20 protein-coding genes and 1 pseudogene are annotated in these 25453 nt (G+C 60.7%); 10 read left to right on the forward strand and 11 right to left on the reverse strand.

Annotated features, from left to right (window positions below; translation table 11 throughout):
* Positions 1–822: a shikimate dehydrogenase gene (gene aroE, locus AB4N42_RS02780; protein WP_460115847.1), complete on the forward strand. Its 822-nt coding sequence runs from the start codon at positions 1–3 to the stop codon at positions 820–822.
* Between the two features lie 150 nt (positions 823–972).
* Here aroE and AB4N42_RS02785 read toward each other — a convergent pair whose 3' ends face one another.
* The 3 genes from AB4N42_RS02785 to betC all read right to left on the reverse strand — a co-directional run bounded on the left by AB4N42_RS02785 (position 973) and on the right by betC (position 5206).
* Positions 973–2541: a SulP family inorganic anion transporter gene (locus AB4N42_RS02785; protein WP_030138967.1), complete on the reverse strand. Its 1569-nt coding sequence runs from the start codon at positions 2539–2541 to the stop codon at positions 973–975.
* 212 nt (positions 2542–2753) lie between these two features.
* Entirely contained in the window at positions 2754–3674 is a 921-nt protein-coding gene (locus AB4N42_RS02790) for a choline ABC transporter substrate-binding protein (protein WP_198796113.1), read from the reverse strand.
* Between the two features lie 23 nt (positions 3675–3697).
* Positions 3698–5206: a choline-sulfatase gene (gene betC / locus AB4N42_RS02795; RefSeq protein WP_323155430.1), complete on the reverse strand. Its 1509-nt coding sequence runs from the start codon at positions 5204–5206 to the stop codon at positions 3698–3700.
* A 114-nt stretch (positions 5207–5320) separates the two neighbouring features.
* Here betC and AB4N42_RS02800 point away from each other — a divergent pair, with 114 nt between their 5' ends.
* Positions 5321–6271: a choline sulfate utilization transcriptional regulator gene (locus AB4N42_RS02800; protein ID WP_407684089.1), complete on the forward strand. Its 951-nt coding sequence runs from the start codon at positions 5321–5323 to the stop codon at positions 6269–6271.
* Between the two features lie 73 nt (positions 6272–6344).
* Here AB4N42_RS02800 and AB4N42_RS02805 read toward each other — a convergent pair whose 3' ends face one another.
* Positions 6345–7004 (reverse strand): NAD(P)-dependent oxidoreductase, encoded by a 660-nt coding sequence (locus AB4N42_RS02805; RefSeq protein WP_460115848.1) that lies wholly within the window; start codon positions 7002–7004, stop codon positions 6345–6347.
* Between the two features lie 85 nt (positions 7005–7089).
* Here AB4N42_RS02805 and AB4N42_RS02810 point away from each other — a divergent pair, with 85 nt between their 5' ends.
* The 6 genes from AB4N42_RS02810 to AB4N42_RS02835 all read left to right on the forward strand — a co-directional run bounded on the left by AB4N42_RS02810 (position 7090) and on the right by AB4N42_RS02835 (position 14784).
* The gene (locus tag AB4N42_RS02810) at positions 7090–7428 is read left to right on the forward strand and encodes a DOPA 4,5-dioxygenase family protein (RefSeq protein ID WP_460115849.1); all 339 of its coding nucleotides are present in this window, start codon (positions 7090–7092) and stop codon (positions 7426–7428) included.
* Positions 7429–7844: 416 nt separating this feature from the next.
* Complete coding sequence (locus tag AB4N42_RS02815; protein WP_030138973.1) at positions 7845–9152, forward strand: CitMHS family transporter; 1308 nt, start codon at positions 7845–7847, stop codon at positions 9150–9152.
* A 76-nt stretch (positions 9153–9228) separates the two neighbouring features.
* Positions 9229–9996: a TerC family protein gene (locus tag AB4N42_RS02820; protein WP_003177162.1), complete on the forward strand. Its 768-nt coding sequence runs from the start codon at positions 9229–9231 to the stop codon at positions 9994–9996.
* 340 nt (positions 9997–10336) lie between these two features.
* Positions 10337–11995, forward strand: coding sequence for a Na/Pi cotransporter family protein (locus AB4N42_RS02825; protein WP_030138975.1), 1659 nt, complete (start codon positions 10337–10339; stop codon positions 11993–11995).
* 170 nt (positions 11996–12165) lie between these two features.
* The gene (locus AB4N42_RS02830; protein WP_030138976.1) at positions 12166–13557 is read left to right on the forward strand and encodes a M16 family metallopeptidase; all 1392 of its coding nucleotides are present in this window, start codon (positions 12166–12168) and stop codon (positions 13555–13557) included.
* 219 nt (positions 13558–13776) lie between these two features.
* Positions 13777–14784: a DUF5924 family protein gene (locus AB4N42_RS02835; protein WP_460115850.1), complete on the forward strand. Its 1008-nt coding sequence runs from the start codon at positions 13777–13779 to the stop codon at positions 14782–14784.
* Between the two features lie 146 nt (positions 14785–14930).
* On the opposite strand, the gene AB4N42_RS02840 is transcribed toward AB4N42_RS02835, so the two are convergent.
* From AB4N42_RS02840 to AB4N42_RS02860, 5 genes are all read right to left on the reverse strand, one after another.
* The gene (locus AB4N42_RS02840; protein ID WP_030138978.1) at positions 14931–16160 is read right to left on the reverse strand and encodes a nucleoside recognition domain-containing protein; all 1230 of its coding nucleotides are present in this window, start codon (positions 16158–16160) and stop codon (positions 14931–14933) included.
* 113 nt (positions 16161–16273) lie between these two features.
* On the reverse strand, positions 16274–17605 hold the full coding sequence (gene gltP, locus AB4N42_RS02845; RefSeq protein WP_460115851.1) for a glutamate/aspartate:proton symporter GltP: 1332 nt from the start codon (positions 17603–17605) through the stop codon (positions 16274–16276).
* 705 nt (positions 17606–18310) lie between these two features.
* Positions 18311–18775 (reverse strand): inhibitor of vertebrate lysozyme family protein, encoded by a 465-nt coding sequence (locus AB4N42_RS02850; RefSeq protein ID WP_198796119.1) that lies wholly within the window; start codon positions 18773–18775, stop codon positions 18311–18313.
* A 2-nt stretch (positions 18776–18777) separates the two neighbouring features.
* On the reverse strand, positions 18778–18942 hold the full coding sequence (locus tag AB4N42_RS02855) for a DUF1328 domain-containing protein (protein WP_003177151.1): 165 nt from the start codon (positions 18940–18942) through the stop codon (positions 18778–18780).
* A gap of 81 nt (positions 18943–19023) precedes the next feature.
* On the reverse strand, positions 19024–19311 hold the full coding sequence (locus AB4N42_RS02860; RefSeq protein WP_217860753.1) for a hypothetical protein: 288 nt from the start codon (positions 19309–19311) through the stop codon (positions 19024–19026).
* A gap of 436 nt (positions 19312–19747) precedes the next feature.
* On the opposite strand from AB4N42_RS02860, the gene algB reads away from it, so the two are divergent.
* A complete protein-coding gene (gene algB, locus AB4N42_RS02865) occupies positions 19748–21094 on the forward strand; it encodes a sigma-54-dependent response regulator transcription factor AlgB (protein ID WP_030138983.1) in 1347 nt (448 codons plus the stop codon).
* A gap of 10 nt (positions 21095–21104) precedes the next feature.
* A complete protein-coding gene (locus AB4N42_RS02870) occupies positions 21105–22895 on the forward strand; it encodes a KinB sensor domain-containing domain (protein WP_460115852.1) in 1791 nt (596 codons plus the stop codon).
* Between the two features lie 7 nt (positions 22896–22902).
* Here the strand turns inward: AB4N42_RS02870 and AB4N42_RS02875 are convergent.
* Positions 22903–24517, reverse strand: a pseudogene (locus tag AB4N42_RS02875) (EAL domain-containing protein).
* A 75-nt stretch (positions 24518–24592) separates the two neighbouring features.
* Positions 24593–25372, reverse strand: a complete 780-nt coding sequence (locus AB4N42_RS02880; RefSeq protein WP_030138986.1) for an N-acetylmuramoyl-L-alanine amidase — start codon at positions 25370–25372, stop codon at positions 24593–24595.
* Positions 25373–25453: the final 81 nt, after the last annotated feature.

Consider the following 25453-nt stretch of genomic DNA (forward strand, 5'->3'; position numbering starts at 1 on the left):
ATGGACCGCTACGTTGTAATGGGCAACCCGATCGGCCACAGCAAGTCGCCGTTGATCCATCGCCTGTTTGCCGAACAGACCGGCCAGGCGTTGGCCTACAACACCTTGCTCGCGCCCCTGGAGGATTTCGCCGGTTGCGCCCGGGAATTTTTCCGCGAAGGACGTGGGGCGAATGTCACCGTGCCGTTCAAGGAAGACGCTTTTCGCCTGGCTGACCAACTGACCGAGCGGGCGCAACGCGCCGGGGCGGTCAACACCTTGAGCAAGCTGGCCGACGGCTGCCTCCTGGGCGACAACACCGATGGCGCCGGACTGGTGCGGGACCTGACGGTCAACGCCGGCTTCAGCCTCAAGGGCAAGCGCATCCTGTTACTGGGGGCTGGCGGCGCAGTGCGCGGTGCCTTGGAACCGCTGCTGGCCGAAGCGCCGGCGTCGGTGATCATCGCCAATCGAACGGTGGAAAAAGCCGAATTGCTGGCGGAGTTGTTCGCCGACCTGGGCCCGGTCTCGGCCAGTGGTTTCGATTGGCTGAAGGAGCCGGTGGACATGATCATCAACGCCACGTCCGCCAGCCTGTCAGGCGATGTACCGCCGATTGCCGGAAGTCTGATCGAGCCGGGCAAGACCTTTTGCTACGACATGATGTACGGCAAGGAGCCGACGTCGTTCTGCCGCTGGGCCCGTGAACACGGCGCGGCGGTGGCGATGGATGGCCTGGGCATGCTCGCCGAACAAGCCGGCGAAGCGTTCTTCCTCTGGCGCGGCGTACGCCCGGACACTGCGCCGGTCCTGGCCGAATTGCGCCGTCAGTTGGCACAGTAGGCTTTAGGCTGTTGTGGCGAGGGGATTTATCCCCGCTGGACTGCGAAGCAGTCCCCAGAAAGCGGGGCCGCTTCGCGCCCCAGCGGGGATAAATCCCCTCGCCACAGGTGTGTAAACCTCAGACCTATGCGCCATAAGCTCCTCCACTCTTCAACCCTCGAAGTGGATCGGACACTTCTCCGGTCCTTCCAACTTCAACAACTCCTCCACCACCTGCGGCCTCGCCCCACGCAAGGTCAGGCTGCGGCCCTGGCTGCGCAACCGCCGGGCTTCCTGGTGGAGCATTTCCACGCCGGAATAATCGATGAAGTTGATCTGCTGGGCATCGATCACCACCCGCTGCGCCTGCATACGCTGCAAACGCACCTGCAAATAATGACTGGCGCCGAAAAAGATCGAGCCACCCACCCGCAGGACGTCCGCCTCGCCTTCGCGACTATGGTGCACGCGCGGCTGCGAGGTGCGCTTGAGGTAGAAAAACAGCGAAGCGAGTACGCCGGCATAGATGGCGGTTTGCAGTTCCAGCAGCAGCGTGGCCAGGCAGGTCAGGCCCATGACCAGGAATTCGGAGCGGCTTACCCGGTGTAGCGCACGGATGCCCCGGTGGTCCACCAGGCCCCAGGCAATCAGCAAGATGCTACCGGCCATGGCGGGAATCGGAATGTGCGCGATAAGTTTCGCGCCGGCCACGGCAAACAGTGCCACCCACAGCGCCGAGAACACCCCGGCCAGGGGCGAGCAGGCGCCAGCCTCATAACTGAGACCGGAACGGGTGAAGGAACCGGCTGATAATGACCCGGCGAAAAATCCTCCAACGATATTGGAAAGGCCTTGCGCCCTGACTTCCTGATTCGCATCGAGCAATTGCCCCGAGCGGACCGACAACGAGCGAGCGATGGACAGGCTGGTTACCAGCCCGAGCATGCCCACCGCCACGGCACCGGGCAGCAGACGCAAGATCAGCTCCAGGTCCAGTGGCAACGGCGTGAACGGTGGCAGGCGCCCGGTAAAGGCGCTGACCAACGCCACATGCCCGAACATCGCCGGCCAGGCCCAGACCACCAGGCTGCTGATGACCAACGTTATCAACAGGCTCGGCCAGCGCGGTAGCAAGCGTTTGAGGACGATGCCCAGGACCAGCGTCCCTAAACCCAGCACCAGCGAAGGTTTATCCACAGCCCCGATGTGGCTGACCAACATGAGCAGGCTTTTCAACGCCGTGGCTTCGTTCGGCAGGTCCAGGCCTAGCAGATTCGGCAGTTGACCCAAGGCGATGACAACCGCCGCGCCCAGGGTGAAACCCAGCACCACCGAATGCGAGACGAAATTGACCAGCGCCCCGAACCGCAGCAACCCGAGCAGCCACTGGAAAATACCCGCCAGTACCGTCAGCAACAGGATCAGCGTGATGTAGTCCTGGGAAGCAGGCACGGCCAGGGGACTGACCGTAGCGTATAGGACGATGGAGATGGCCGCCGTAGGACCGCAGATCAAATGCCACGACGATCCCCACAGGCAGGCGATCAGCACTGGCACGATCGCCGCGTACAGCCCGTATTCGGGCGGCAATCCGGCAATCAGGGCGTAGGCGATGGACTGCGGCAGCGCCAGGATCGCGCCGCTGAGGCCGACCACCAGGTCGCGACCGACACTGGCGCGTGTCTGCCGTGGGAGCCAGCTCAAGAAGGGAAAGAGTGAATGGCGCGTGGGGATTGCCATGGGGCCTCAAGGATGGAGTTTGCGAACGAGGGTATCAGGACAAGGCTCCCTTTCTCCTGTGGCGAGGGGATTTATCCCCGCTGGGTTGCGAAGCGACCCCGGACAGTTAAACACCGTTGTCCTGACACACCGAGGCTAAACAGTGGGGTCGCTTCGCAACCCAACGGGGATAAATCCCCTCGCCACAAGAGCCGCTCGCCACACCATTATGCCTAGAGCTTGGCCTTCACCGCAGCCAACGCATCCTTGCCATCCACGGTCTTCACGCCGTCCAGCCATTTATCCAGCACCGCCGGGTTGGCCTTGATCCAGGCCTTGGCCGCTTCGGCATTGCTGACTTTCTTGTTCACTACCTCAGCCATGATGCTGTTTTCCATTTCCTGGGTGAAACTCAGGTTGGTCAGCAGCTTGCCAACGTTCGGGCAGGCCTGTGCATAACCTTTGCGCGTTAGCGTGTATACGCTGCCGGTGTCGCCGAAATACTTCTCGCCGCCCTTGAGGTAATGCATCTTCAGCTGCACGTTCATCGGGTGCGGGGTCCAGCCGAGGAAGGTCACGAACTTCTGTTTTTTCACTGCGCGGGAGACTTCCGCCAACATCGCCTGCTCGCTGGATTCCACCAGCTTCCAGTCACCCATACCGAAATCGTTGGTCTTGATGATTTCCTTCAGGGAGAGGTTGGCCGGGGCGCCGGAGCCGATGCCGTAGATCTTCTTATCGAACTTGTCGGCGAATTTGTTCAGGTCGGCAAAGTTATGCACACCCGCATCCCAGACATAATCCGGGACCGCCAGGGTGAATTCGGTGCCATCAAGGTTCTTGGCCAGTTGCGTGACATCGCCGTTGGCCACGAATTTGTCATAGAAGCCCTGCTGCGCCGGCATCCAGTTACCCAGGAACACATCGACCTGGCCGTCTTTCAGGCCGCCAAACGTGATCGGCACTGCAAGCGTATCGACCTTGGGCTTGTAACCCATGCCTTCCAGCAGGAAACCGGTGATGGCGTTGGTCGCGGCGATGTCGCTCCAGCCCGGGTCAGCCATCTTGACCGTATCGCAGCTTTGCTCGGCCCACGCCGAAACACTGCTCAACGCCAACAGCCCGGCGGCCAGTACTGTGGATAACTTTTGCATGTGCTTCCCCTTACGTTATTGGTTTATTGGCAGGGTTGTGGATAACGGGCCTTGCGCTCCAGATCGTCCAGGTCGATGTGGTTGCGCATGTATTGCTGGCTGGCGTCTACGAACGGCTGGTGATCCCAGCTCTTGAGCTTGCCCAAGGTCAGCGCATGGGCAACGAAACGGCGACGGCGCTGGCTGGCGAGCACTTGTTGATGGATCGTTGGAATGTCCCATTTCGCCCGCGCTTCGGCGAGAAAGTCGGCCATCAGGGATTGATGTCCGGGCGACTGGCTGAGGTTTTCCATTTCCTTGGGATCGTTGCGTACATCGAACAACAGACAAGGATCATCCTCGCTGTAGATAAATTTCCACGGACCGCGACGGATCATCATCAGCGGACTGATCGTGCCTTCGGCCATGTATTCGCCGAAGACCTCATCATGGCCGCCCTGCCCTTGCAGATGCGGCACCAGCGAACGACCGTCCAGCGGCAAACCTGGTTCAAGCGTACCGCCGGCCAGTTCCACCAGGGTCGGCAGCAAGTCGGCGGTGGACACCGCCGCGCCAACCCGGCCGCTGGCGAACTGCCCTGGGGCGCTGATCAACAACGGCACACGGGCGGCCATTTCGAACCAGTGCATTTTGTACCAGAGCCCCTTTTCGCCGAGCATATCTCCGTGATCGCCGGAGAACACGATGATGGTGTCATCGATCAATCCGGTGTCCTCGAGAGTTTGCAGCAGCTTGCCGACGTTGCTGTCGATGTAGCTGCACGCCCCGAAGTACGCGCGGCGGGCGTCGCGAATCTTATCCACAGGCAGCGGCTTGTCCCAGAGATCATAGACTTTGAGCAAGCGCTGGGAATGTGGATCGAGTTCGGTTTGCGCCCGGGTCTCTGGCAAAGGGATATCGTTGTCGTCGTACAAATCCCAGAACGCCTTGGGAATCGTGTACGGATCGTGTGGGTGAGTCATCGACACCGTCAGGCAAAACGGCTGGTCGCCGTCCTCGCGGATGTGGTCGAACAGGTATTGCTGGGCCTTGAAGACCACTTCTTCATCGAAGTCCAACTGGTTGGTGCGCACGCACGGTCCGGCCTGCAAGACCGACGACATGTTGTGGTACCAGCTCGGCCGCACATCCGGCTCGTCCCAATTCACGGCCCAGCCGTAGTCAGCCGGATAAATGTCGCTGGTCAGGCGTTCTTCGTAACCGTGCAACTGGTCCGGCCCGCAGAAATGCATCTTGCCGGACAGCGCCGTGCGATAACCGAGGCGACGCAGGTAATGGGCGTAGGTTGGAACGTCCGCCGGGAAATCCGCCGCGTTGTCATAGGCGCCGATCTTGCTCGGCAACTGCCCGCTCACCAGCGTAAAGCGCGACGGCGCGCAGAGCGGGCTGTTGCAATACGCGGCGTCGAACACCACGCCTTGGTCGGCCAGGCGTGACAGGTTCGGCAACTTGATCGGCGACGGACCGTAGATCGGCAACATTGGCGCGGCCATTTGATCGGCCATGATGAAAAGAATGTTCTTGCGCTTCATGTATTCGCGGCATTCCATAGTGGGCAGTTATGCGATAGTGCTGCGATTAAGCATGTAGCCCGTGCCTTTTGGGGTAAAGCCCATGCAAGACAATGACTAGGATAAGCACAGCTTATGTATGACGCCTTGGGTGACCTGTCGCTGGACCTGTTCCGCGCCTTCGAATCAGCGGCTCGCCAGCAGAGCTTTACAGCGGCCGCGATTGAGCTAGGCACCACGCAACCGGCCATCAGCCAGCAGATCAAGCGGTTGGAGGAACAACTGGACACGCGGCTGTTTGATCGCATCTATCGCGGCATCGAACTGACCGAGGCCGGCGCCATCCTGTTCGAACAGGTGCAGGCCGGTTTGCAGAGCATCGACGCAGGGCTTACCGCGATCACCGCCCAGCACCAGCACGAAGTGCTGCAAGTGGCGACGGATTTTGCGTTCGCCGCCTATTGGCTGATGCCGCGCCTGCATCGGTTTCACGCAGCCAATCCGCAGGTGGACGTCAGCCTGGTGACCAGCGAGCGCAACCACAACATGCTTCGTACGGATATCGACGTTGCGGTGTTGTTCGGCGACGGTCGCTTCAAGCAAGGCGAAAGTCATTGGCTTTTCAGCGAAGAAGTTTTTCCGGTGTGCAGCCCGCTGCTGCTCGGGGAACGTCCCCTGCCCTTGCCGGCCCAAGCCCTGTCGGAATTCCCGCTGCTGCACCTGCGTGGCGGCAACAGCAGTGCCTGGTTCGACTGGAGTGGGGTTTTCCGAGAGCTGGGCATCACCTCGCCACCCGCGCCAGGGCAACTGCGGTTCGACAACTACACCCTGCTCATCCAGGCGGCAATCGGCGGCCAAGGCGTCGCCATCGGTTGGCGGCACCTTGTGGATAACTTATTGGCGCAAGGGCTGCTGTGTCGTCCGATCGCCGAAACGGTGCTGTCGCGGCTGGGGTATTACGTGGTCTTGCCCCAACGCAAACGGCGTGGAGTGTTGATCAAGTTGTTCGTGGATTGGTTGATGGAGGAACAGGCCAATAGTGCGGAGTCGCTGACGGGATTGCCGCTGCCGTCGATTGCGGTTTGAGCCAGGGGCCGATCCGTTTTAAGGGAGCCGCTATGCGGCCCAGCGGGAGCAAGCTCCCTCGCCACGGGGGGCACTAAACGGCGGGCACGAAATTCACGTGCTGGCCCACGTGCAGGTTCAGGCGCAGTTCGTCAGCGATTCCAACCGCCACGTGACTCAAGCGCTCCAACGACTCGGCCATGCCCGGTTCCAGACTGGTGCTGACGTGGCTGAAATGCTCGATGCTCAACCCTTGCACGGCATAGGGCGCGTTGACGAGGGTCCACTGCAAATCGCTGTTTTTCAGGGCATCGAGGATTTCTTCAGCGGCGTGGCGCTGCAGGTCGTCTTCCGAGGAGTCCTCCTCCAGCACCGAGAAATTTCCAACCAGGAATAAACGCGGAATATTGACCGCCTGCATGCCGGCAATCAGCGCATCCACCGCCAAGACCTGTTCCACCGGGCCGGGGATGAGCGTGCGCTCCACCTGTTCGCTGTTCATCGGCAGCCCCGGTGCATTCAACAGGCACACCACGGCGCTGGCGCCGGCGACGCTCTGCTTCACGCGCTCAGGGTCGAAGAGGTCGCCGGTCTTGGCTCGCAGGCCCGGACGCGGCGCCAACGCCGTAAGATCATCCAGGACGGCGATGATTTCATGCTGGCGTCGAAGCAGCTCAGCCATCAACGCACTGCCGAGGCTGCTCATGGCACCATAGAGCACCACCTTGATGACCGGGGTTTCGGCGTTTTTCATGGCTGGTTTTCCTTTTTTCCCGCGTGTAAAGGCTCTGACACACGGTAAACCGAGAGGGTTCGGCTGGTCTTGCAAGGAGTGACAGATGCAACGGATCAAGGGCTATCACGCCCACGTCTATTTCGACGCCCACACACTCGACCAGGCGCGGGCCTTGTGCGAGGAAGCCGCGCAACTGTTCCCGCTGGAAATGGGTCGGGTGCACCAACGGCCGGTCGACCCACATCCGGACTGGAGTTGCCAACTGGCATTCGAACCGCAGTACATCGGCGTGGTCTTGCCGTGGCTGGCCCTCAACCGCAAGGGCCTGGTGGTTTTTCTGCATCCCGACACCGGGGATGACCTGGCGGACCACACCGACCATGCGATCTGGATGGGCACGGTGCGGCCGTTGAAACTTTCAGCCTTCGAAGCAAAAACCTGACTGTTTTTGTGGCGAGGGGATTTATCCCCGCTGGACTGCGCAGCAGGCCCAAAAAGGCAGAACGCATTTTTCCTGAAAATAACGCGATGAGAACTTCAGGGGCCGCTTCGCGCCCCAACGGGGATAAATCCCCTCGCCACAAAGGAACTTCGTGCGTTTGGTCATACGCTCGGCTTGCGAAAGGCTGCTGAAAGCTTGCGCGATTAGGATCGCCTCACCTACCGGCAACAGACCGGTTGGCCAACAACGAGTTTCCAAACGCTCGTGTGGCCTTTTTAACAACAACAATGGTGATCCTGATGTCCGCTGCTACCTGTCCCGCTGCACCCACTCCATCCGTCCGTCCCGTGCTCTGCATCCTGCGCTGACCTGTCCGGTTCGCATTTCATAGCCGCGCCACGCCTGGAGTATTCCCCATGCTGACTTTCCTTGGCTTCGCCATGGTCATCACGTTCATGTTCCTGATCATGACCAAGCGCCTGTCCGCGCTGATCGCCCTGATCATCATCCCGATCCTGTTTGCCCTGTTCGGTGGTTTTGCGCCGAAGATCGGCCCGATGATGCTCGAAGGCATCACCAAGCTCGCCCCGACCGGGGTGATGCTGATGTTCGCCATTCTCTATTTCGCCCTGATGATCGACTCCGGCCTGTTCGACCCGGCCGTGCGCAAGATCCTCAAGCTGGTCAAGGGCGACCCGTTGAAAGTTTCGGTCGGTACCGCCGTCCTGGCGCTCGTCGTTTCCCTTGATGGTGACGGCGCGACCACTTATATGATCTGCGTGGCCGCCATGCTGCCGCTCTACAGCCGCATCGGCATGAGCCCACGGATCATGGCCGGCCTGATCATCCTCGCCGGTGGCGTGATGAACATGACCCCATGGGGCGGCCCTACCGCCCGGGCGGCCAGTGCGCTGCATGTGGACCCGTCCGACATCTTCGTACCGATGATTCCCGCCATGTTGGCCGGCGTCGTGGCGATCTTGGCGATTGCCTACATGTACGGCAAACGCGAACGTGCCCGCCTGGGTGAGCTGCACTTGGCTGGCGATGAAATCGACCATAGCGAAATCAGTGTTTCCCAGTTCCCGGACGCCCGCCGTCCGAAGCTGATCTGGTTCAACGGCGCGCTGACCCTGGTGTTGATGTGCACCCTGATTGCCGGCCTGCTGCCGTTGCCCGTGCTGTTCATGGTGGCGTTCAGTATTGCAATGATCGTCAACTACCCGTGCCTGCAACAACAGAAAGACCGCGTCGCCGCTCACGCGGGCAGCGTCCTGGCGGTGGTCGGGCTGATTTTCGCGGCGGGGATCTTCACGGGCATCCTGTCCGGCACCGGCATGGTCGATGCCATGTCCAAGAGCCTGCTGGCGGTCATCCCGGACTTCCTCGGTCCTTACCTGGCGGTCATCACCGCGCTGGTGAGCATGCCGTTCACGTTCTTCATGTCGAACGATGCATTTTATTACGGGGTGTTACCAGTTTTGGCCGAAGCGGCCAGCCACTACGGCATCACCGCGGTCGAAATGGCCCGTGCTTCGATCGTCGGCCAGCCCGTGCACCTGCTGAGCCCGCTGGTTCCGTCGACTTATCTGCTGGTGGCCCTGGCCGGTATCGAGTTCGGCGATCACCAACGCTTCACCTTGAAGTGGGCAGTGCTGGTTTGCCTGTGCATAATGTTCGCCGCCTTGCTGATGGGGATTTTTCCGCTGTTCAGCACTCTATAAAAGCAATGCCCGCTGCGTCGCCCCCCCGGGTAACCGGAGGCGCGGCGCGGCCTAACACTCGCTCAAAGGAACTCACATGGAATGGCTGACCAACCCGGAAATCTGGGTTGCCTTCTTTACCCTGACCGCCCTGGAAATCGTCCTGGGCATCGATAACATCATCATGATCTCGATCCTGGTCAGCCGCATGCCCAAACACATGCAGGCGCGCACCCGGATTTTCGGCCTGGCCCTGGCCATGGTCACGCGGATCCTGTTGCTGCTGTCCATCACCTGGGTCATGCGCCTGACCGCCGATTTGTTCGAAGTGTTCGGCCAGGGCATCTCCGGTCGCGACCTGATCCTGTTCTTCGGTGGCCTGTTCCTGCTGTGGAAAAGCTCCCAGGAGATGTACCACGCGCTGGAAGGCGAAGATGAAAGCAGCGACGAACCTTCGGGCAAGGGCGGCAACTTCCTCTACACCATCATCCAGATCGCGATCATCGACATCGTGTTCTCCCTGGACTCGGTTATTACCGCGGTCGGCATGGTCTCCCATGTACCGGTCATGGTCGCGGCGATCATCGTCGCCGTGCTGGTGATGATGCTGGCCTCGGGCACGATCAGCGAATTCATCGACAAACACCCGTCGCTGAAAATGCTGGCGCTGTCGTTCCTGCTGGTGGTCGGTACCGTACTGATCGCCGAGTCGTTCGACGTGCACGTGCCAAAAGGCTACGTCTACTTCGCCATGGCGTTCTCCCTGGCGGTGGAAGCGATCAACATCAAGATGCGCACCGCCATTGCTCGCAAGCGCAAGCAGCAGGATCCGGTGAAACTGCGCAAGGATGTTCCGGGTCAGTAAAGGTGTAGGGCAATGAACGAAGGGGCTCTTGGGAGCCCCTTTTTCATGTCCATGGAAAACCGGTCGGATGCAATACCTGTGGGAGCGAGCTTGCTCGCGAAAGCGGTCTGCCTGAACCGGTGATGTTGGATGTGATGCCGCCTTCGCGAGCAAGCTCGCTCCCACAGGGATTCGGGGTGTTTTTCGAGGAATCCGTTTTTATGACAGTTTTGTTTCAAACGCTTCTTTAGCTGTGCAATGCTGGCGTCCGAACCATTCGGCAACTACAGCTTAAGTACAAGAAGTAAAACGATGTGGCACCGTCAATTTGTCCCTTTGGGACGCTAACAGGGGGCTCCTCATGCTGACCCTGCTGAATCTACTATCCGCCGTGGCCCTGCTGATCTGGGGCACGCATATCGTCCGTACCGGCATCTTGCGGGTCTACGGCTCGAACCTGCGCCATGTCATTGGCCAGAACATGTCCCGCCGCTGGCTGGCGTTTATCGCCGGCATCATGGTGACCGCCATGGTCCAGAGCAGCAACGCCACGGCCATGCTCGTCACCTCCTTCGTCGGCCAGGGCCTGATGGCGCTGACCCCTGCCCTGGCGACCATGCTGGGCGCCGATGTCGGCACCGCGCTGATGGCGCGGGTGCTCACCCTCGACCTGTCGTGGCTGTCGCCGCTGCTGATTTTTCTCGGGGTGATTTTCTTCCTGTCGCGCAAACAGACCCGCGTCGGGCAAATGGGCCGGGTCGGCATCGGGCTGGGCCTGATCATCCTGGCTCTGCAACTCATCGTCGAAGCCGCCGCGCCCATCACCCAGGCCCAAGGCGTGAAGGTGATCTTCGCCTCGCTGACCGGCGACGTCCTGCTCGATGCCTTGGTCGGTGCGCTGTTCGCGATGATCTCCTATTCCAGCCTGGCGGCTGTGTTGCTGACTGCGACACTGGCTGGCGCCGCGGTGATCAGTTTGCCGGTGGCCATCGGCCTGGTGATCGGCGCCAACATCGGCAGCGGCGTGCTGGCGTTTCTCAGCACCAGCATGCAGAACGCCGCCGGCCGCCAGGTGGCGCTGGGCAGCCTGTTGTACAAGCTGATCGGCCTGTTGCTGATCATTCCGGTGCTCGATCCGCTGGTGGGCTGGTTGGACAGCCTGGATTTCAGCCCCCAGGAAACCGTGATTGGTTTCCACCTGCTCTACAACACCGTGCGTTGCCTGGTGCTGTTGCCCAGCGTCGGGCCGATGGCCAGGCTTTGTGCCTGGTTGCTGCCGGAACGTCCGGAAACCAATGGCAAGGCCACGTCCCGACACCTGGACCCCACCGCCCTCGCTACCCCGAGCCTGGCACTGGCGAACGCCGCCCGGGAAACCTTGCGCATCGGCGACCTGATCGAAAACATGCTCGAAGCCATGCTCGGCGTGCTGCGGGGCGAGCAAACGGCGATCACCCAGCAAGTGCGCAGCATGAGCGACGACGTCGAAGCGCTGTGCAGCGCCATCAAGCTCTACATGGCGCAAATGCCCCGTGAAGACCTCAGCGAGCAGGACAGTCGTCGCTGGGCGGAAATCATCGAACTCGCCATCAACCTCAAGCTGGCCAGTGACCTGATCGAACGCATGTTGCGCAAGGTCCAGCAACAGAAAACCTCACAACGCCGCTCGTTTTCCGAAGTAGGGCTGGAAGAGTTGGCGGGGCTGCACAGCCACCTGATCGCCAACCTGCGGTTGGGGCTGTCGGTTTTCCTCAGTGCCGATCGGGAAAGCGCTCGCCAACTGCTGCGTGAGAAACGGCGTTTTCGCGCCCAGGAACGGCGGATGGCCCATGCCCACGTCAGCCGCCTGCAGCGCAAGATCGTGCAAAGCCTGGAGACCAGCTCCCTGCACCTGGAACTGATCGCCGACATGCGGCGCCTGAACTCGCTGTTCTGCGGCAGCGCCTACGTGGTGCTGGAAACCTCCGAGATTGGCGCGCTGGCCGCCGATGAAATTTCCGATATTACCCATTCGCCGTGAACGACTGGCGCCCTGGTCAGTCATTAAAAGGGGTCCGGGTCTCCAGCCAACCACGAGCCAGACAACTCCCACTGTCCTGAACACAGCGTAAATCAAGGTGGGAGCGAGCCTGCTCGCGATGAAGCCAGTCCGGCCCCATGGATCTTCATAAGCCGCCAGGAAGCCCCGCTATGCGCTGTCTGTTGCTCGCCTTGCTTTTGTTCGGTTCCTTGCCTGCGTTCGCCGCGGATCGATTCCAGGTTGAAGGCTACGCGTTGCCCAACGGCATGCAGCTCATACTCAAGCCCGGCACGGAACGCGGGCATGTGGCGATTCGGCTGGTGGTGGGCGTGGGCCTGGATGATTTCAATTGTGCCGACAAGGAGCTGCCGCACCTGCTCGAACATCTGCTGTTCAGCGGCGTCGACGACAGCGGCGAAGGCGGCCTGGAAGAACGCATGCAGGCGCTTGGCGGCGAGTGGAACGCTTTTACCAGCAACGCCGATACGACGTTTGTCATCGAGGCGCCGGCGAGCAATCAACGCAAGGTCCTCGACCTTTTGCTGGCGCTGTTGACCCGAACCCGCATCGATGAAAAGGCCCTGGTGGCGGCCAAGCGGGTGGTGGAACGCGAGGACGGCGGGCATTACACCCACCTGCAACGCTGGCTGGACCATCAAGACCTGGGTCACAAGGCTAGCAATCAACTGGCGGTGGAGCTGGGCTTGCGTTGCGAGGAACGGGCCGAGGTCGAACATCTGTCCCTCGCCCGAATCGAGCAGGTGCGCAAGGCCTGGTATGCGCCGAACAATATGACCTTGATCGTGGTCGGCGACCTCGATCGATTGCTGCCGGCGTATCTGGAGCGCACCTTCGGCGAGCTCGAGCCGGTCGAACCCAGTGTCCACGAACCGCTGCCCCAGATCCGCTACAGCGCGGTCACCAAGCGCAACCTCATCCAAGGCCTGGTCGGCAATGGCGCCAAGCTCCATTGGCTATTCCCGGAACCGGTGTTGGAAGAGCAACACGACGAAACCTTCGACTTGCTCAAGGAATACCTGGATTGGGCACTCTATCGCCAATTGCGCTTGGCCGACGGCCTGTCCTACGGCCCTTGGACGGAGCGGGAAGTGCTCGGCGGCGTGGGTTTCATGAGCCTGAACGCCGACCTGGCCCGCGAGGACCTGCCGCAGGCCGAACAGTCGTTGGAACAGCTGCGCAGCACATTGCTCAAGGACGGCCTGAATCCCGAGAGCTTCGTGCGGATAAAACGCGCCGCCATTGCCCACCAGTCCTGGGCCGTCCAAGGCAACAGCGCCCTGGCGGATTACTACTGGAGCGCCCTCGGGGACTACGAAGACGGCCGCTTCGCCAATCCCGCCGCGCGCCTGCAGGACGTCAGCCTGGAACAGGCCAACCAGGCCCTGCGCGAACTGCTCAAGGACCCGGGATATTTGCGCATCGAGAGGCCATTGCTCAGTGATGACCAGCTTGTCTGGGGACTGGGTGGGTTGCTGGGGTTGGTGTTACTCGGCGTGGTGATGTGGCAGGTACGACGCATGGCTCGACCGCACGAGGAATAATTTTGTGGCGAGGGGATTTATCCCCGTTCGACTGCGAAGCAGTCGCAATCAAGGACGGCTCGGTTTTACTCAAGGGTTTGTAGGGTTGCTTCGCAACCCACCGGGGATAAATCCCCTCGCCACAGATAAATCTCACTCACCACAAGAGTGCTCGTCACATCGATGCCCTGGCGATACTCTGTCAGGGATATTTCCTACGACTTACTGTGAAACCGCCGAATGCCGAACCTGACTCATCTAATCCAGCGCATCCTCGAACTGATGAAGCGCTATCCAGGGGGCATCGCGCTCGGCGGTTTTGTTTCCGGGGTCGGCAGTTTCATGCTGGTGGACCGCCAGCAGAGCCTGGCGACCTGGATCACCATCATCATGTTGGTGAGCTGGCTCTGGCTGATGCTGGAAAACACCCTGACGCGGTTGTTCACCAAGGTCTTCAAACGAGAAATACCCCAGCCGCTGTTGCGCTACGCCACGCAGATGATCCACCAGGAAAGCCTGTTTTTCGTCCTGCCGTTTTTCTTCATCACGACCACTTGGAACAGCAGTCAGCTGATCTTTACCGGCCTGCTGACGATCGCGGCGCTGATCTCGATCACCGACCCGCTGTATTACAAATGGCTGGCCCCTAGGCGTTGGGCGTTCCTGGCGTTGCACACGCTGACGCTGTTTGCCGCCCTGCTCACCGCGCTGCCGGTGATCGTGCACCTGACCACCGACCAGAGCTTCAAGCTGGCGCTGGGCATCGCCATGCTGTTGTCGTTCCCGAGCCTGGCCTCGATCTTTCCGATCCGTACCGTGCGCAACGCGTTGGCCATCCTGTGCATTACCTTGGGGATTGGCGCCGCCGGCTGGGTGCTGCGCTCCTGGGTGCCACCGGCGACGCTATGGATGACCGAAGTGGCGATCAGCACCCAAGTGGAAGATCGCACACCGGGCGCGAGCCTCAAGCAAGTCAGCGCGGCGCAGATCCGCAGCAATGGCCTGTATGCCTACACCGCCATCAATGCCCCGCGAGGGCTCGACGAGCGCATTTACCATGTCTGGAAATTCAACGGCAAAGAAGTGGACCGCATCGCCTTGGACATCCATGGTGGGCGCAAGGAAGGCTATCGGGCGTGGACCCACAAGCAGAATTTCCCGGACAACCCGACGGGCAAGTGGCAGGTGCGTGTGCTGACGGAAAACGGCCAGATGATCGGCGTGCTGCGTTTCGAGGTGACGGACTGAAGGTCCTCCGGACCTTATCGCGAGCAAGCTCGCTCCCACAGGGATTCGCGGTGACCTGTGGGAGCCGAGCTTGCTCGCGATGACGAGGGCACATCCAACAGATGTGTCAACCGATCATCGTTATCGTGAGCAACTCACTCCGCCGGTCAGCCAAAGAACCAGTAGCAAACCCCGATAGCCGCCACCACCCCGGCCAATTCAGCCAGCAGCGCGCAACCCACCGCATGGCGCGCGCGCTGGATCCCCACGGCGCCAAAATAGACCGCCAGTACGTAGAAGGTGGTTTCGGTGCTGCCCTGGATGGTCGCGGCCACCAGGGACGGGAAGCTGTCCACCCCGGACGTCTTCATGGTTTCGATCAGCATCGCCCGGGCGGCGCTGCCGGAGAACGGCTTGACCATGGCCGTCGGCAGCGCGTCGACAAAACGCGTGTCCAGGCCAGCCCATTGCACCAGGTGGCGAATCCCGTCGAGGCCGAAATCCAGCGCTCCCGAGGCCCGCAACACCCCCACCGCACAAAGCATCGCCACCAGGTAGGGCAACAGGCTCTTGGCAACGTCGAAGCCTTCCTTCGCGCCTTCGACGAACGTTTCGTACACCTTGACCTTGCGCAGCGTGCCCACCACCAGGAAGAGGATGATCAAGCCGAACAGCGTCAGGTTGCCCAGGATCGACGACAGCCCCGCCAGCGCAGTGGCCGAGAGCGTCGCCAACAGCGCCATGAAGCCGCCCAGCGCCAGCGCACCCGGAATCAGATAGGCCAGCACCACCGGATCCCACAGGCGCAGACGTTGCACGAACGCCACGGACAGCAGCCCCATCAAGGTCGAAGCGCTGGTGGCGAGCAGGATCGGCAGGAACACCAGGGTCGGGTCCGGCGCGCCTTGCTGGGCGCGATACATGAAGATCGTGACCGGCAGCAGGGTCAACGACGACGCGTTCAGCACCAGGAACAGGATCTGCGCGTTGCTGGCGATGGTCGGACTGGGATTGAGGTCTTGCAGGGCGCGCATGGCCTTGAGGCCGATGGGCGTGGCGGCGTTGTCCAGCCCAAGGCCGTTGGCCGCGAAGTTCAGGGTGATCAGGCCGATCGCCGGGTGGCCGGCAGGCACTTCCGGCATCAAGCGCAGGAACAGCGGGCCGAGGGCCTTGGCCAGCCAGTCGACGATGCCGGCTTTTTCAGCGATGCGCAGGAATCCCAGCCACAGGGTCAAGGTACCGAACAGCAGGACCATGACTTCGACCGACAGCTTGGCCATGGCAAAGATGCTTTCCACCATGGCGGCGAAGATCCCGGCGTTGCCGCCGATCAACCACTGCGCCAGCGCCGACACGGCTGCCACGATAAAGAAGCCAAGCCACAGGCCATTGAGCATCGGTTAATCCCCCGGAAGATGCCGCGAATGATAGCGGGGCTGGCAGAAACGACAAACCCCGGATTTCTCCGGGGTTTGGTTGGCATCATGCACAAGTGCTCGCGAAGGCGGTCTCAACGGCTGGAAGTTTCTCCCGTCGGCAGCGGCTCCTTGCTGCGCCAGTGCGGCAGGGAGTTCCAGTAGCGCTGGCCCTTGGCATCGTCGTACATGCCTTCCCAGCGGGAAATGACCAGCACGGCCAGGGCGTTGCCGATCACGTTCAGCGCTGTACGGGCCATGTCCATGATGCGATCGACGCCGGCAATGAACGCCAGGCCTTCCAGCGGAATGCCAACGCTGCCCAACGTGGCCAGCAGCACCACGAACGATACGCCCGGCACGCCGGCGATACCCTTGGACGTGACCATCAAGGTCAATACCAGCATCAATTGCTGACCGATGGACAGGTCGATGCCATACAGCTGGGCAATGAAGATCGCCGCGATGCTCTGGTACAGGGTCGAACCGTCGAGGTTGAACGAATAACCGGTGGGCACCACGAAGCTGCAAATGGCTTTCGGCGCACCGTAGGCTTCCATCTTCTCGATCACCCGTGGCAACACGGTTTCGGAACTGGCGGTGGAGTAGGCCAGCACCAGCTCGTCCTTGAAGATGCGCATCAGCTTGATCACCGAGAAGCCGAACAGGCGAGCGATCAGGCCCAGCACCACAAAGGCGAAGAAGGCGATGGCGAAGTAAACCAGGATGACCAGTTTCGCCAGCGGCAGCAGGGAAGCGAAACCGAAGTTGGCGACGGTCACCGCGATCAGGGCGAACACACCGATCGGCGCGTAGCTCATGATCATGTGGGTGACCTTGAACATGCTCTCCGACACGCCCTGGAACATCTTGACCAGCGGATCACGCAGGTCCGATTGCAGGCTGGACAAGCCGAGACCGAACAGGACGGAGAAGAAAATGATCGGCAACATCTCGCCGCGAGCGACGGCGGCGAAGATGTTCGACGGGATCAGGTTGAGGATCGTCTGCACGAACGCATGCTCATGCTGGACCTCGGCGGCCGTGGCCTGGTACTTGGAAATATCCACCGTACCCAGCGTACTCATGTCGATGCCATTGCCCGGCTGGAAGAAGTTCGCGAGCAACAGGCCGACGACGATGGCGATGGTCGTGACGATTTCAAAGTAGATGATGGTCTTGAAGCCGATCCGCCCGAGTTTCTTGGCGTCGCCGACCCCGGCGATGCCGACGATCAGCGAAGAGATCACGATAGGGATCACGATCATCTTGATCAGACGGATAAAGATATCGCCAGCCGGTTGCAGCACGTTGCTGATCCACCAGGCCTTCTCGGCGCTGAAGTGGTTGAGCAGCGCACCGATTGCAATCCCGAGCACCAGACCGATGAGGATCTGCCAGGCGAGGCTTAGTCTTGCCTTCTTCATATCATTACCCTTACTTCAGTTGGACTCGGGCAGCAGCGTCAACGGACGGCCAAAATGGCGATGCGAAGTCGTGCTGCTGCCCCCGTATAACGTCACCCGAGCGCCCACGACGGCTCACTGGGCAGGCGAAAAAAGGCGCAACTATTGCCACGCGAGGGGGGATCGTCTAATGCCGTAACCGCCTACCCCATGCCGAATCGGCATGAGATTTCCCAAGTGAAACGTGCGTCCCAATCGGTTCGAAAGCGCCACTTCAGCAGGCATAAACGCCGTCAGCCGGCCATTTCAGCGTAGCCGGGCGTTGCTTTGATTGCTGGGGCGTCGATGAAGGGATCGAGCGTTGGAGTCCACTCGGGAAGAGAAATGGCGGGCGCATTCTCCGATATACGGTCAGCGTTGGAACAGTAACATTCGTCCATCAGGACAATATGCCGCAGCGTCTGGCGGGTTCTGCCGTAACAACTACCGGCCCGCTCTAGCATGAGCATCAGCCACTTCAAGCTCTCCGCAAGTTCGCCAAGCCATCGAGACTTCGCGAACTTGCGTCGCAGCTTTTACCTGACCCGGCCCTTTCGCAGGCACCCCTTGTGCCCGTAGGTCACTCCGACCCTTTTTGGTCAGAGCGTCCCAGCCCCCTGGTCATGCTTCGGCCCTCCTCGGGCCTCGCAGAGAGAAAAGCAGGGCTGCCTTTCCCGTTCTCAAGTCTCAGTACCAATTCGGATCTTTTTTCAGCTGTTCCATTAACAGTTCTTGCATACCTTCGTCGGGATTACCGAGGAAGCGATAGTCCGCATGACGGGTTGGCGACTTGTCTGCCGGCAGCCCCGCGGGCACTTCGACCAACAAGGCATAGGCCTCGTCTTTGTCGAAACTGAACGCCACGAACAGGCGTTTGCTCCGGCAAGTTGCCTGGGTTTCGCACAGCGGTCCTACCAGATACTTGTCGCCATCCTCTTCGACGGCATTCATCTGTTCGGCATCGCCCGTCAGGTTCATCACCCATTCGGGCAGACGCTCTTCCTTTTTGACCACTTGCTGCCAGGTCTGGCGGTACTGCGGGTCGGCCTCAAGCAGTTGATTGACCCGCATCTGTCCGTCATTGGCAGCCAATGCCATGGCACTGCCGCCCAACAGCAGGGCGGCGGCCAGTCCTTTTAATGACGCGTTCATGGTCAGCCTCGGCCGCGACGACCAAAAAAGAACGAAGCGATGAACATCACCAGGAACACGACAAAGAGAATCTTGGCGATGCCCGTGGCGGTGCCTGCGATACCACCGAAGCCCAATACCGCGGCGATGATGGCAATGATCAGGAAGGTAATTGCCCAGCTCAACATGATGATTCTCCTTACGCTTTTCTACTTAGTTGGGGTGTAGCGGTGTTGGTTCCGGCTCGACGGACGACCGGTCCATCGGGTTTAGAACACCCAGCGCTCCTCACGAGGCATGTCGGTAAGGGGCTGCGTTTGGTCGACCTCCATCATTCGCATCGAGGCGGACGCCTCGGCGACGCTGCTGACCGCACTGAAATGCGTTTGGGGAGCTCGTTGAATCGACACCAGCGGCGCTTCCGGCTGTTGGCTTTCATGCCACAACATCAGTTGCTGGCCCGCCACAAGCGTGATCAGCAGTGCGACGACAGCCCACAGCCCTTGTTGGATGGACAGGGCAGTGATGCGAAATTGGGCGGCACGTTGACGATTCATCCTGGAATTCCTCCCCACCCTTGCGGTGATCTGGTTGAGGCGCTTTAACGCCATGTTGATCTGGATATTGCAGTCCGCATGCCAGAATTATAACCAGCCAAAAATCCTTCAAAATCAAATAGTTACCATGTAAAGCCAAAGCATGCGGGGCGCATCCTGCACGATGGGCCCGAGCGGAGTCGTGCGTAATGCACGAATCGGAGAAAGCGAAGCGCAAGATTCTTTTTTTGAATTGAGGGTGGGAAACGGATGTCGGAATGAGCGAACCGAACCGAAGGCTGCAGGCGGGGCGAAAAAAAAGATGAAAATCAGGCTTTTAGACGCCAGAGGTCCACAGAAGCCTGTTCGGTGAGTAATATTCGACCAGAATGAGCCATGCAACTTGCCCGATTTTTCTGACACTAATCATCATCATTCATTAAGGAGCGTAGGAAAAATGGAATCCGCCACTGAGCATCAAGGCCGCATTCTGCTGGTGGACGATGAGTCCGCCATCCTGCGTACCTTCCGTTATTGCCTTGAAGACGAAGGCTATTCCGTCGCCACCGCCAACAGCGCCGCCCAGGCCGAAGCGCTGCTGCAACGCCAGGTGTTCGACCTGTGCTTTCTCGACCTGCGACTGGGCGAGGACAATGGTCTCGATGTACTGGCGCAGATGCGGATCCAGGCGCCGTGGATGCGGGTCGTGATCGTCACCGCCCATTCCGCCGTGGACACCGCTGTCGATGCGATCCAGGCCGGGGCCGCCGACTATCTGGTCAAGCCTTGCAGCCCGGATCAACTGCGCCTGGCGACGGCCAAGCAATTGGAGGTACGTCAGTTATCCGCCAGGCTCGAGGCTCTGGAAGGCGAGATCCGCAAGCCGAAGGACGGCCTCGACTCCCACAGTCCGGCCATGAAAGTCGTGCTTGAAACTGCCCGCCAGGTCGCCAGCACCGATGCCAACATTCTTATCCTGGGGGAATCCGGCACCGGTAAGGGTGAGCTGGCGCGGGCCATCCATGGCTGGAGCAAGCGCGCGAAGAAATCCTGCGTCACCATCAACTGCCCGTCGTTGACCACCGAGTTGATGGAGAGCGAGTTGTTCGGCCACAGCCGTGGCGCATTCACCGGGGCCAGCGAGAGCACACTGGGGCGGGTCAACCAAGCCGATGGCGGGACGTTGTTTCTTGACGAAATCGGCGATTTTCCCCTCGCGTTACAACCTAAGTTGCTGCGTTTTATTCAAGACAAGGAATACGAGCGGGTAGGCGACCCAGTCACCCGTCGCGCCGACGTACGGATCCTCGCAGCGACCAATCTCAATCTCGAAGACATGGTGCGCGATGGACGTTTCCGCGAAGACCTGCTGTATCGCCTGAACGTCATTACCTTGCACCTGCCGCCATTGCGCGAGCGGGCCGAGGACATCCTGACCCTCGCTGATCGCTTCCTGGCGCGCTTCGTCAAGGAATACGCCCGCCCAGCCCGGGGCTTCAGCGACGAAGCGCGCGAGGCACTGCTGGGTTATCGCTGGCCGGGCAACATTCGCGAACTGCGCAACGTGGTCGAGCGGGCCAGCATCATTTGTCCGCAGGAAAAAGTCGAAATCAGCCACTTGGGCATGGCCGAGCAACCGGTCAACAACGCCCCGCGAATCGGCGCCGCGCTGAGTCTCGACGAACTGGAGAAGGCCCACATAGGCGCGGTGTTGGCCACCGCCGATACCCTCGACCAAGCGGCAAAGACCCTGGGCATCGATGCGTCTACGCTGTACCGCAAACGCAAGCAATACAACCTGTGAGCGCCACCTTATGAAACTGGCGATGAAGCTGCGCACACGGCTGTTCCTCAGTATCTCGGCACTGATTACCGTGGCGCTGCTGGGGCTTTTGCTGGGCCTTGTCAGCGTCATGCAGATGGCCAATACCCAGGAAAAGTCCGTGCGCGACAACTTTATCCTGCTCGACCTGGGTCTCAAGTTGCGCCAGACGCTGGGCGATCAGTTGATGATCATGCTCGATGAAAAACCCGATCTGGCGGCGCTAGAAGAATCCAAGCGCCAATATTTCGAGTTGTTGGATGAGGGCATTGCCCATGAGCGAGAACAGGACGATTCAGCCGCCCGCTTCAGCCACGCCAAAGCCGATTACATCAGTTTTATCCAGGCTTTCGACGCGTCTCTCCAACAATCGACGCCACTGAGCAGCAATCAGGACCTCACAGAGAAGTTCAACGTGCTGCGCGGCGGCTTGATCGATGGCTATCGACACGCACTGAACAAAATCAGCGATACACAGGACCGCGCCCGTGAACGGGCTCTCCTGATTTCCAGCTTGCTGGGCCTGGTGAGCCTGGCGGTACTGATCATCGGGTTCGTGACCGCGCACGGCATAGCCAGGCGTTTCGGCGCGCCGATCGAGGCCCTGGCGGCCGCGGCGGACGATATCGGGCAGGGCAAGTTCGAGGTGACGCTGCCCATCTCCTCAGCGGCGGAACTGAACCTGCTGACGCGGCGTTTCGGCATCATGGCCCAGGCGTTGCGCGAACATCAGGCCACCAATGTCGATGAACTGCTCGCCGGCCAGCAACGCCTGCAAGCGGTGCTCGACAGCATTGATGACGGCCTGCTGATGATCGACCGCCAGGGCCGGCTGGAGCACCTCAATCCGGTGGCCCAACGGCAACTCGGCTGGGACCAGGAACGCCTGGGCCAAGGATTGGGCGAGGCGCTTGGACGTATCGAGCTGGATGACGAGCTGCAAGTGGTCCTGCGCGGTGGTTCACAAGAGCGTGCGCCAGACGACCTGAGCATCGAGGTGGATGGCGAATCCCGCGTGCTGACTTACAGCCTGACGCCGGTCATCCATACCCAGGGCCAGATTCTCGGGGCTGTGATGGTATTGCACGACGTCACCGAACAGCGCGCCTTCGAGCGGGTACGCAGCGAATTCGTATTGCGGGCGTCTCATGAGCTGCGCACCCCCGTGACCGGCATGCACATGGCATTCGGGCTGCTGCAGGAGCGCGTGCATTTCCCCGAGGACTCTCGCGAGGCGGACCTGCTCAATACGGTCAATGAAGAAATGCAGCGGCTGATGCAGCTCATCAACGACCTGCTCAACTTTTCCCGCTATCAGAACGGCTTGCAGAAACTCACCCTGGCGCCTTGCTCCATCGAGCAAATGCTGGACGCGGCCCGGCTGCGGTTTGCCGAGCAGGCCGAAGCGAAGGGCGTCGAGCTGTTGGTGGAGATCCAGGGACCGTTGCCGCGCCTGCATGCCGACGCCGCGCAGTTGGACCGGGTCCTGGACAACTTGATCGACAATGCGATGCGTCATACCAACGATGACGGCCAGATCCGTTTGCAGGCCCGACGCCACGGCGAACGGGTGATTATCAGCGTTGAAGACAACGGCGAGGGTATCGCCTACGGCCAGCAGGGCCGGATCTTCGAACCCTTCGTCCAGGTCGGACGCAAAAAGGGCGGCGCGGGGCTCGGCCTGGCGCTGTGCAAGGAGATCGTCCAGCTGCATGGTGGACGCATGGGCGTGTATTCCAGGCCAGGGCAGGGCACCCAGTTTTATATGGCCCTGACGGTCTGAAACCGCCTCAAGCTTCGTCGTCCAGGCGTCGTCCGAGCAAGCGCCGACCGCGGGTGATCAACTCTATGAGCTGCACCGCACTGAGCGCGTGGGCGAACAGCCAACCCTGACCGAACTTAACGCCTTCGCTGCTCAGGTATGACGCCTGGGCCTCATGTTCGATGCCTTCGGCAATCACCTTTAGCTGTAACGCATGAGCCATGCGGATAATGTGCGGCGCCACGCCACTGCTGGCTGCATCATGGCCCAAGGCGTCGATGAAGGCCTTGTCGATCTTCAGGCAATCCACCGGCAGCGTCTGCAGGTAAGCCAGGCTGCAATAACCGGTGCCAAAATCGTCGATCAGGACCTGATGCCCCAGGTCGCGCAGCGATTGCAGGTTATCCCGGGCCACCAGCACATCAACCAACCCACGCTCGGTAACTTCGAACGCAATCTGGCGCGCCGACACTCGATGCCGCGCCAGCAGGCGGGTAATCACTTCCCCAATGCGCGGGACCATCACATCGCAGGCCGCGAGGTTCACCGAGATGTACAGGTGTGGGTTGGCGCGTAACAACTGGCCCAACTGGTCGAACAGCCGCTGCAGGACGAAGTCGGTAATCTGGCGAATCTGCCCGGTGTTCTCCGCCATGGGAATGAACAGGTCCGGGCTGGTCAGCGTACCGTCTGGTCGTCGCCAACGCAGCAACGCTTCGGCGCCGACACAGTTGCGGCTGCGCAGATCGAAAATCGGCTGATAGAGCACCTGTAGCTCGCCGCGCCGGATGGCCCCGTGCAGCTCGGCGTCCATGGATTGGCGCTGACGCGCCAGCAAAAACACTTGGAAGCCGATGCCAAGGCCCAGCATCAAGCTGATCGGCAGCATCCACCAGGCGTTGGCGGGAATGCGAAGGCCGTTGCGCGGCGCAATCAGCACCAGTTGATATTCCGGGTTGTCGGTCGGCATCCGATAGATCAGCCGGGTCTGGGTCACTTGCAAGGCGTCCCGGCTTTTTGGCGGCCACGGCTCCATGCGGCGGCCAGCGTTGCTCGGTGCCGAGGACTGGAATGGCCCGCTCGCCCTCGTCCAGGACCACAAGGAGGCTGCTGCCTGGGGGCAGATCGACGACATCGGTCAGGTGACCGCGAGACGTAGCGACCCGGAAATTGCCGCGCCCCAACATCAGGGCGGCACGATTTTCGTCGGGCTCCGTGGTGGTGTTGAGCCAGTAACTGTAGGCCGGGCCTCGCAAGTCGGGTGGGCGGGCCAACGATAAGCCGCTCTGGCGCGGGCGATTGGAACATACGCCGTGACTATCGATGTAAGCGGCTTCATAGACAAAGCGATAATTGAAGCTCACCTGTTGCAGCGTCGCGATCATGTCGTCGTCACAGCCCCTCAGAGGTTGTGCCTGAAGGTCATCGAGGCTTTCGCGCAGTTGGCCGAAAAGCTGTTCCAGGCGCTGCAGGAAACGCTCACCCTGGGCATTCATCTGGTCGCTTTCGCGCTGCTGGATCTGTTGCATAACCACGAACAGGCTCCCCGCCAGCAACAGCACGGTACTCAGGGCAGCCGCGACCATCGCCAGGAAAACAGGGCGATGGAGCCAGCTTTGCAGGGTTTCTCGGGCAGCCGTCATCGTTGGTAATCCGAAAGTTACCAATGAGTTATAGCTTCTGTTTTGGAATTGGCCCGCGCAGTCGGACGGGCGTCATTATTTTGTCTGGTTGAGGACCGTCAGGATCGCCGCACTTTGGGCGTCTGGCGCGCCATCGAACCGGGCCGGTCGATAGCGCATCTGGAACGCGGCCAGGACCTGATGAGTGGTGACGTCCCATTCGCCGGTGCGCGGCGTGGGGTAGCCAAGGCGCGCCAGCTCGGCCTGGAACCAACTGGCGCTGGGAAGCTGATCCACATAGGCGGCCTGCTGGCGAGCGACTGCCCGTTCGTCTGGCCAAACCCCCAAGCCGGCCTCGGCCAGGCGTTTCCAGGGAAACAACGGCCCGGGGTCCAGTTTGCGCATGGGCGCGATATCGCTGTGACCGATGATGTTCACCGGATTGATCGCGTTACGCCGGGTGATGTCCTTGAGCAGGACGATCAGGGACTGGACTTGAGCTTCGCTGTAGGGATACCAGAGACGTCCGGTGGGCGTATCGATATAGCCCGGGTTGACGATTTCGATACCGATCGAGCTGGAGTTGAGCCAGGTCCGGCCTTGCCATTCACTTTCGCCGGCATGCCAGGCACGTCGGCTTTCGTCCACCAGCTTGTAGATGGTTGCGTTCTTGTCATCGCCGATCAAGTAATGGGCACTGACTTCGCCATGGGTCAGCAGGGACAGGGAGCGTTCCAGGGACGCCGAGGTGTAATGCACGACAACGAACTGGATTCGACTGTCGTGGTTGACCGAGGGATGGCTGGTGTCGAGTCGGGGACCGCTCGCGCAACCGGCCAGGAGAAGCAACGAAGCAAGAAGCGGGGCAAATTTCATGGCGATAGGGTGTATGCAGAAAAATAATGCAACAGTGTAACGTATCGCCCAGCAATGATCCGATTGGACCGCGACATTAAA

It is taken from the genome of Pseudomonas sp. H2_D02, assembly GCF_054677635.1.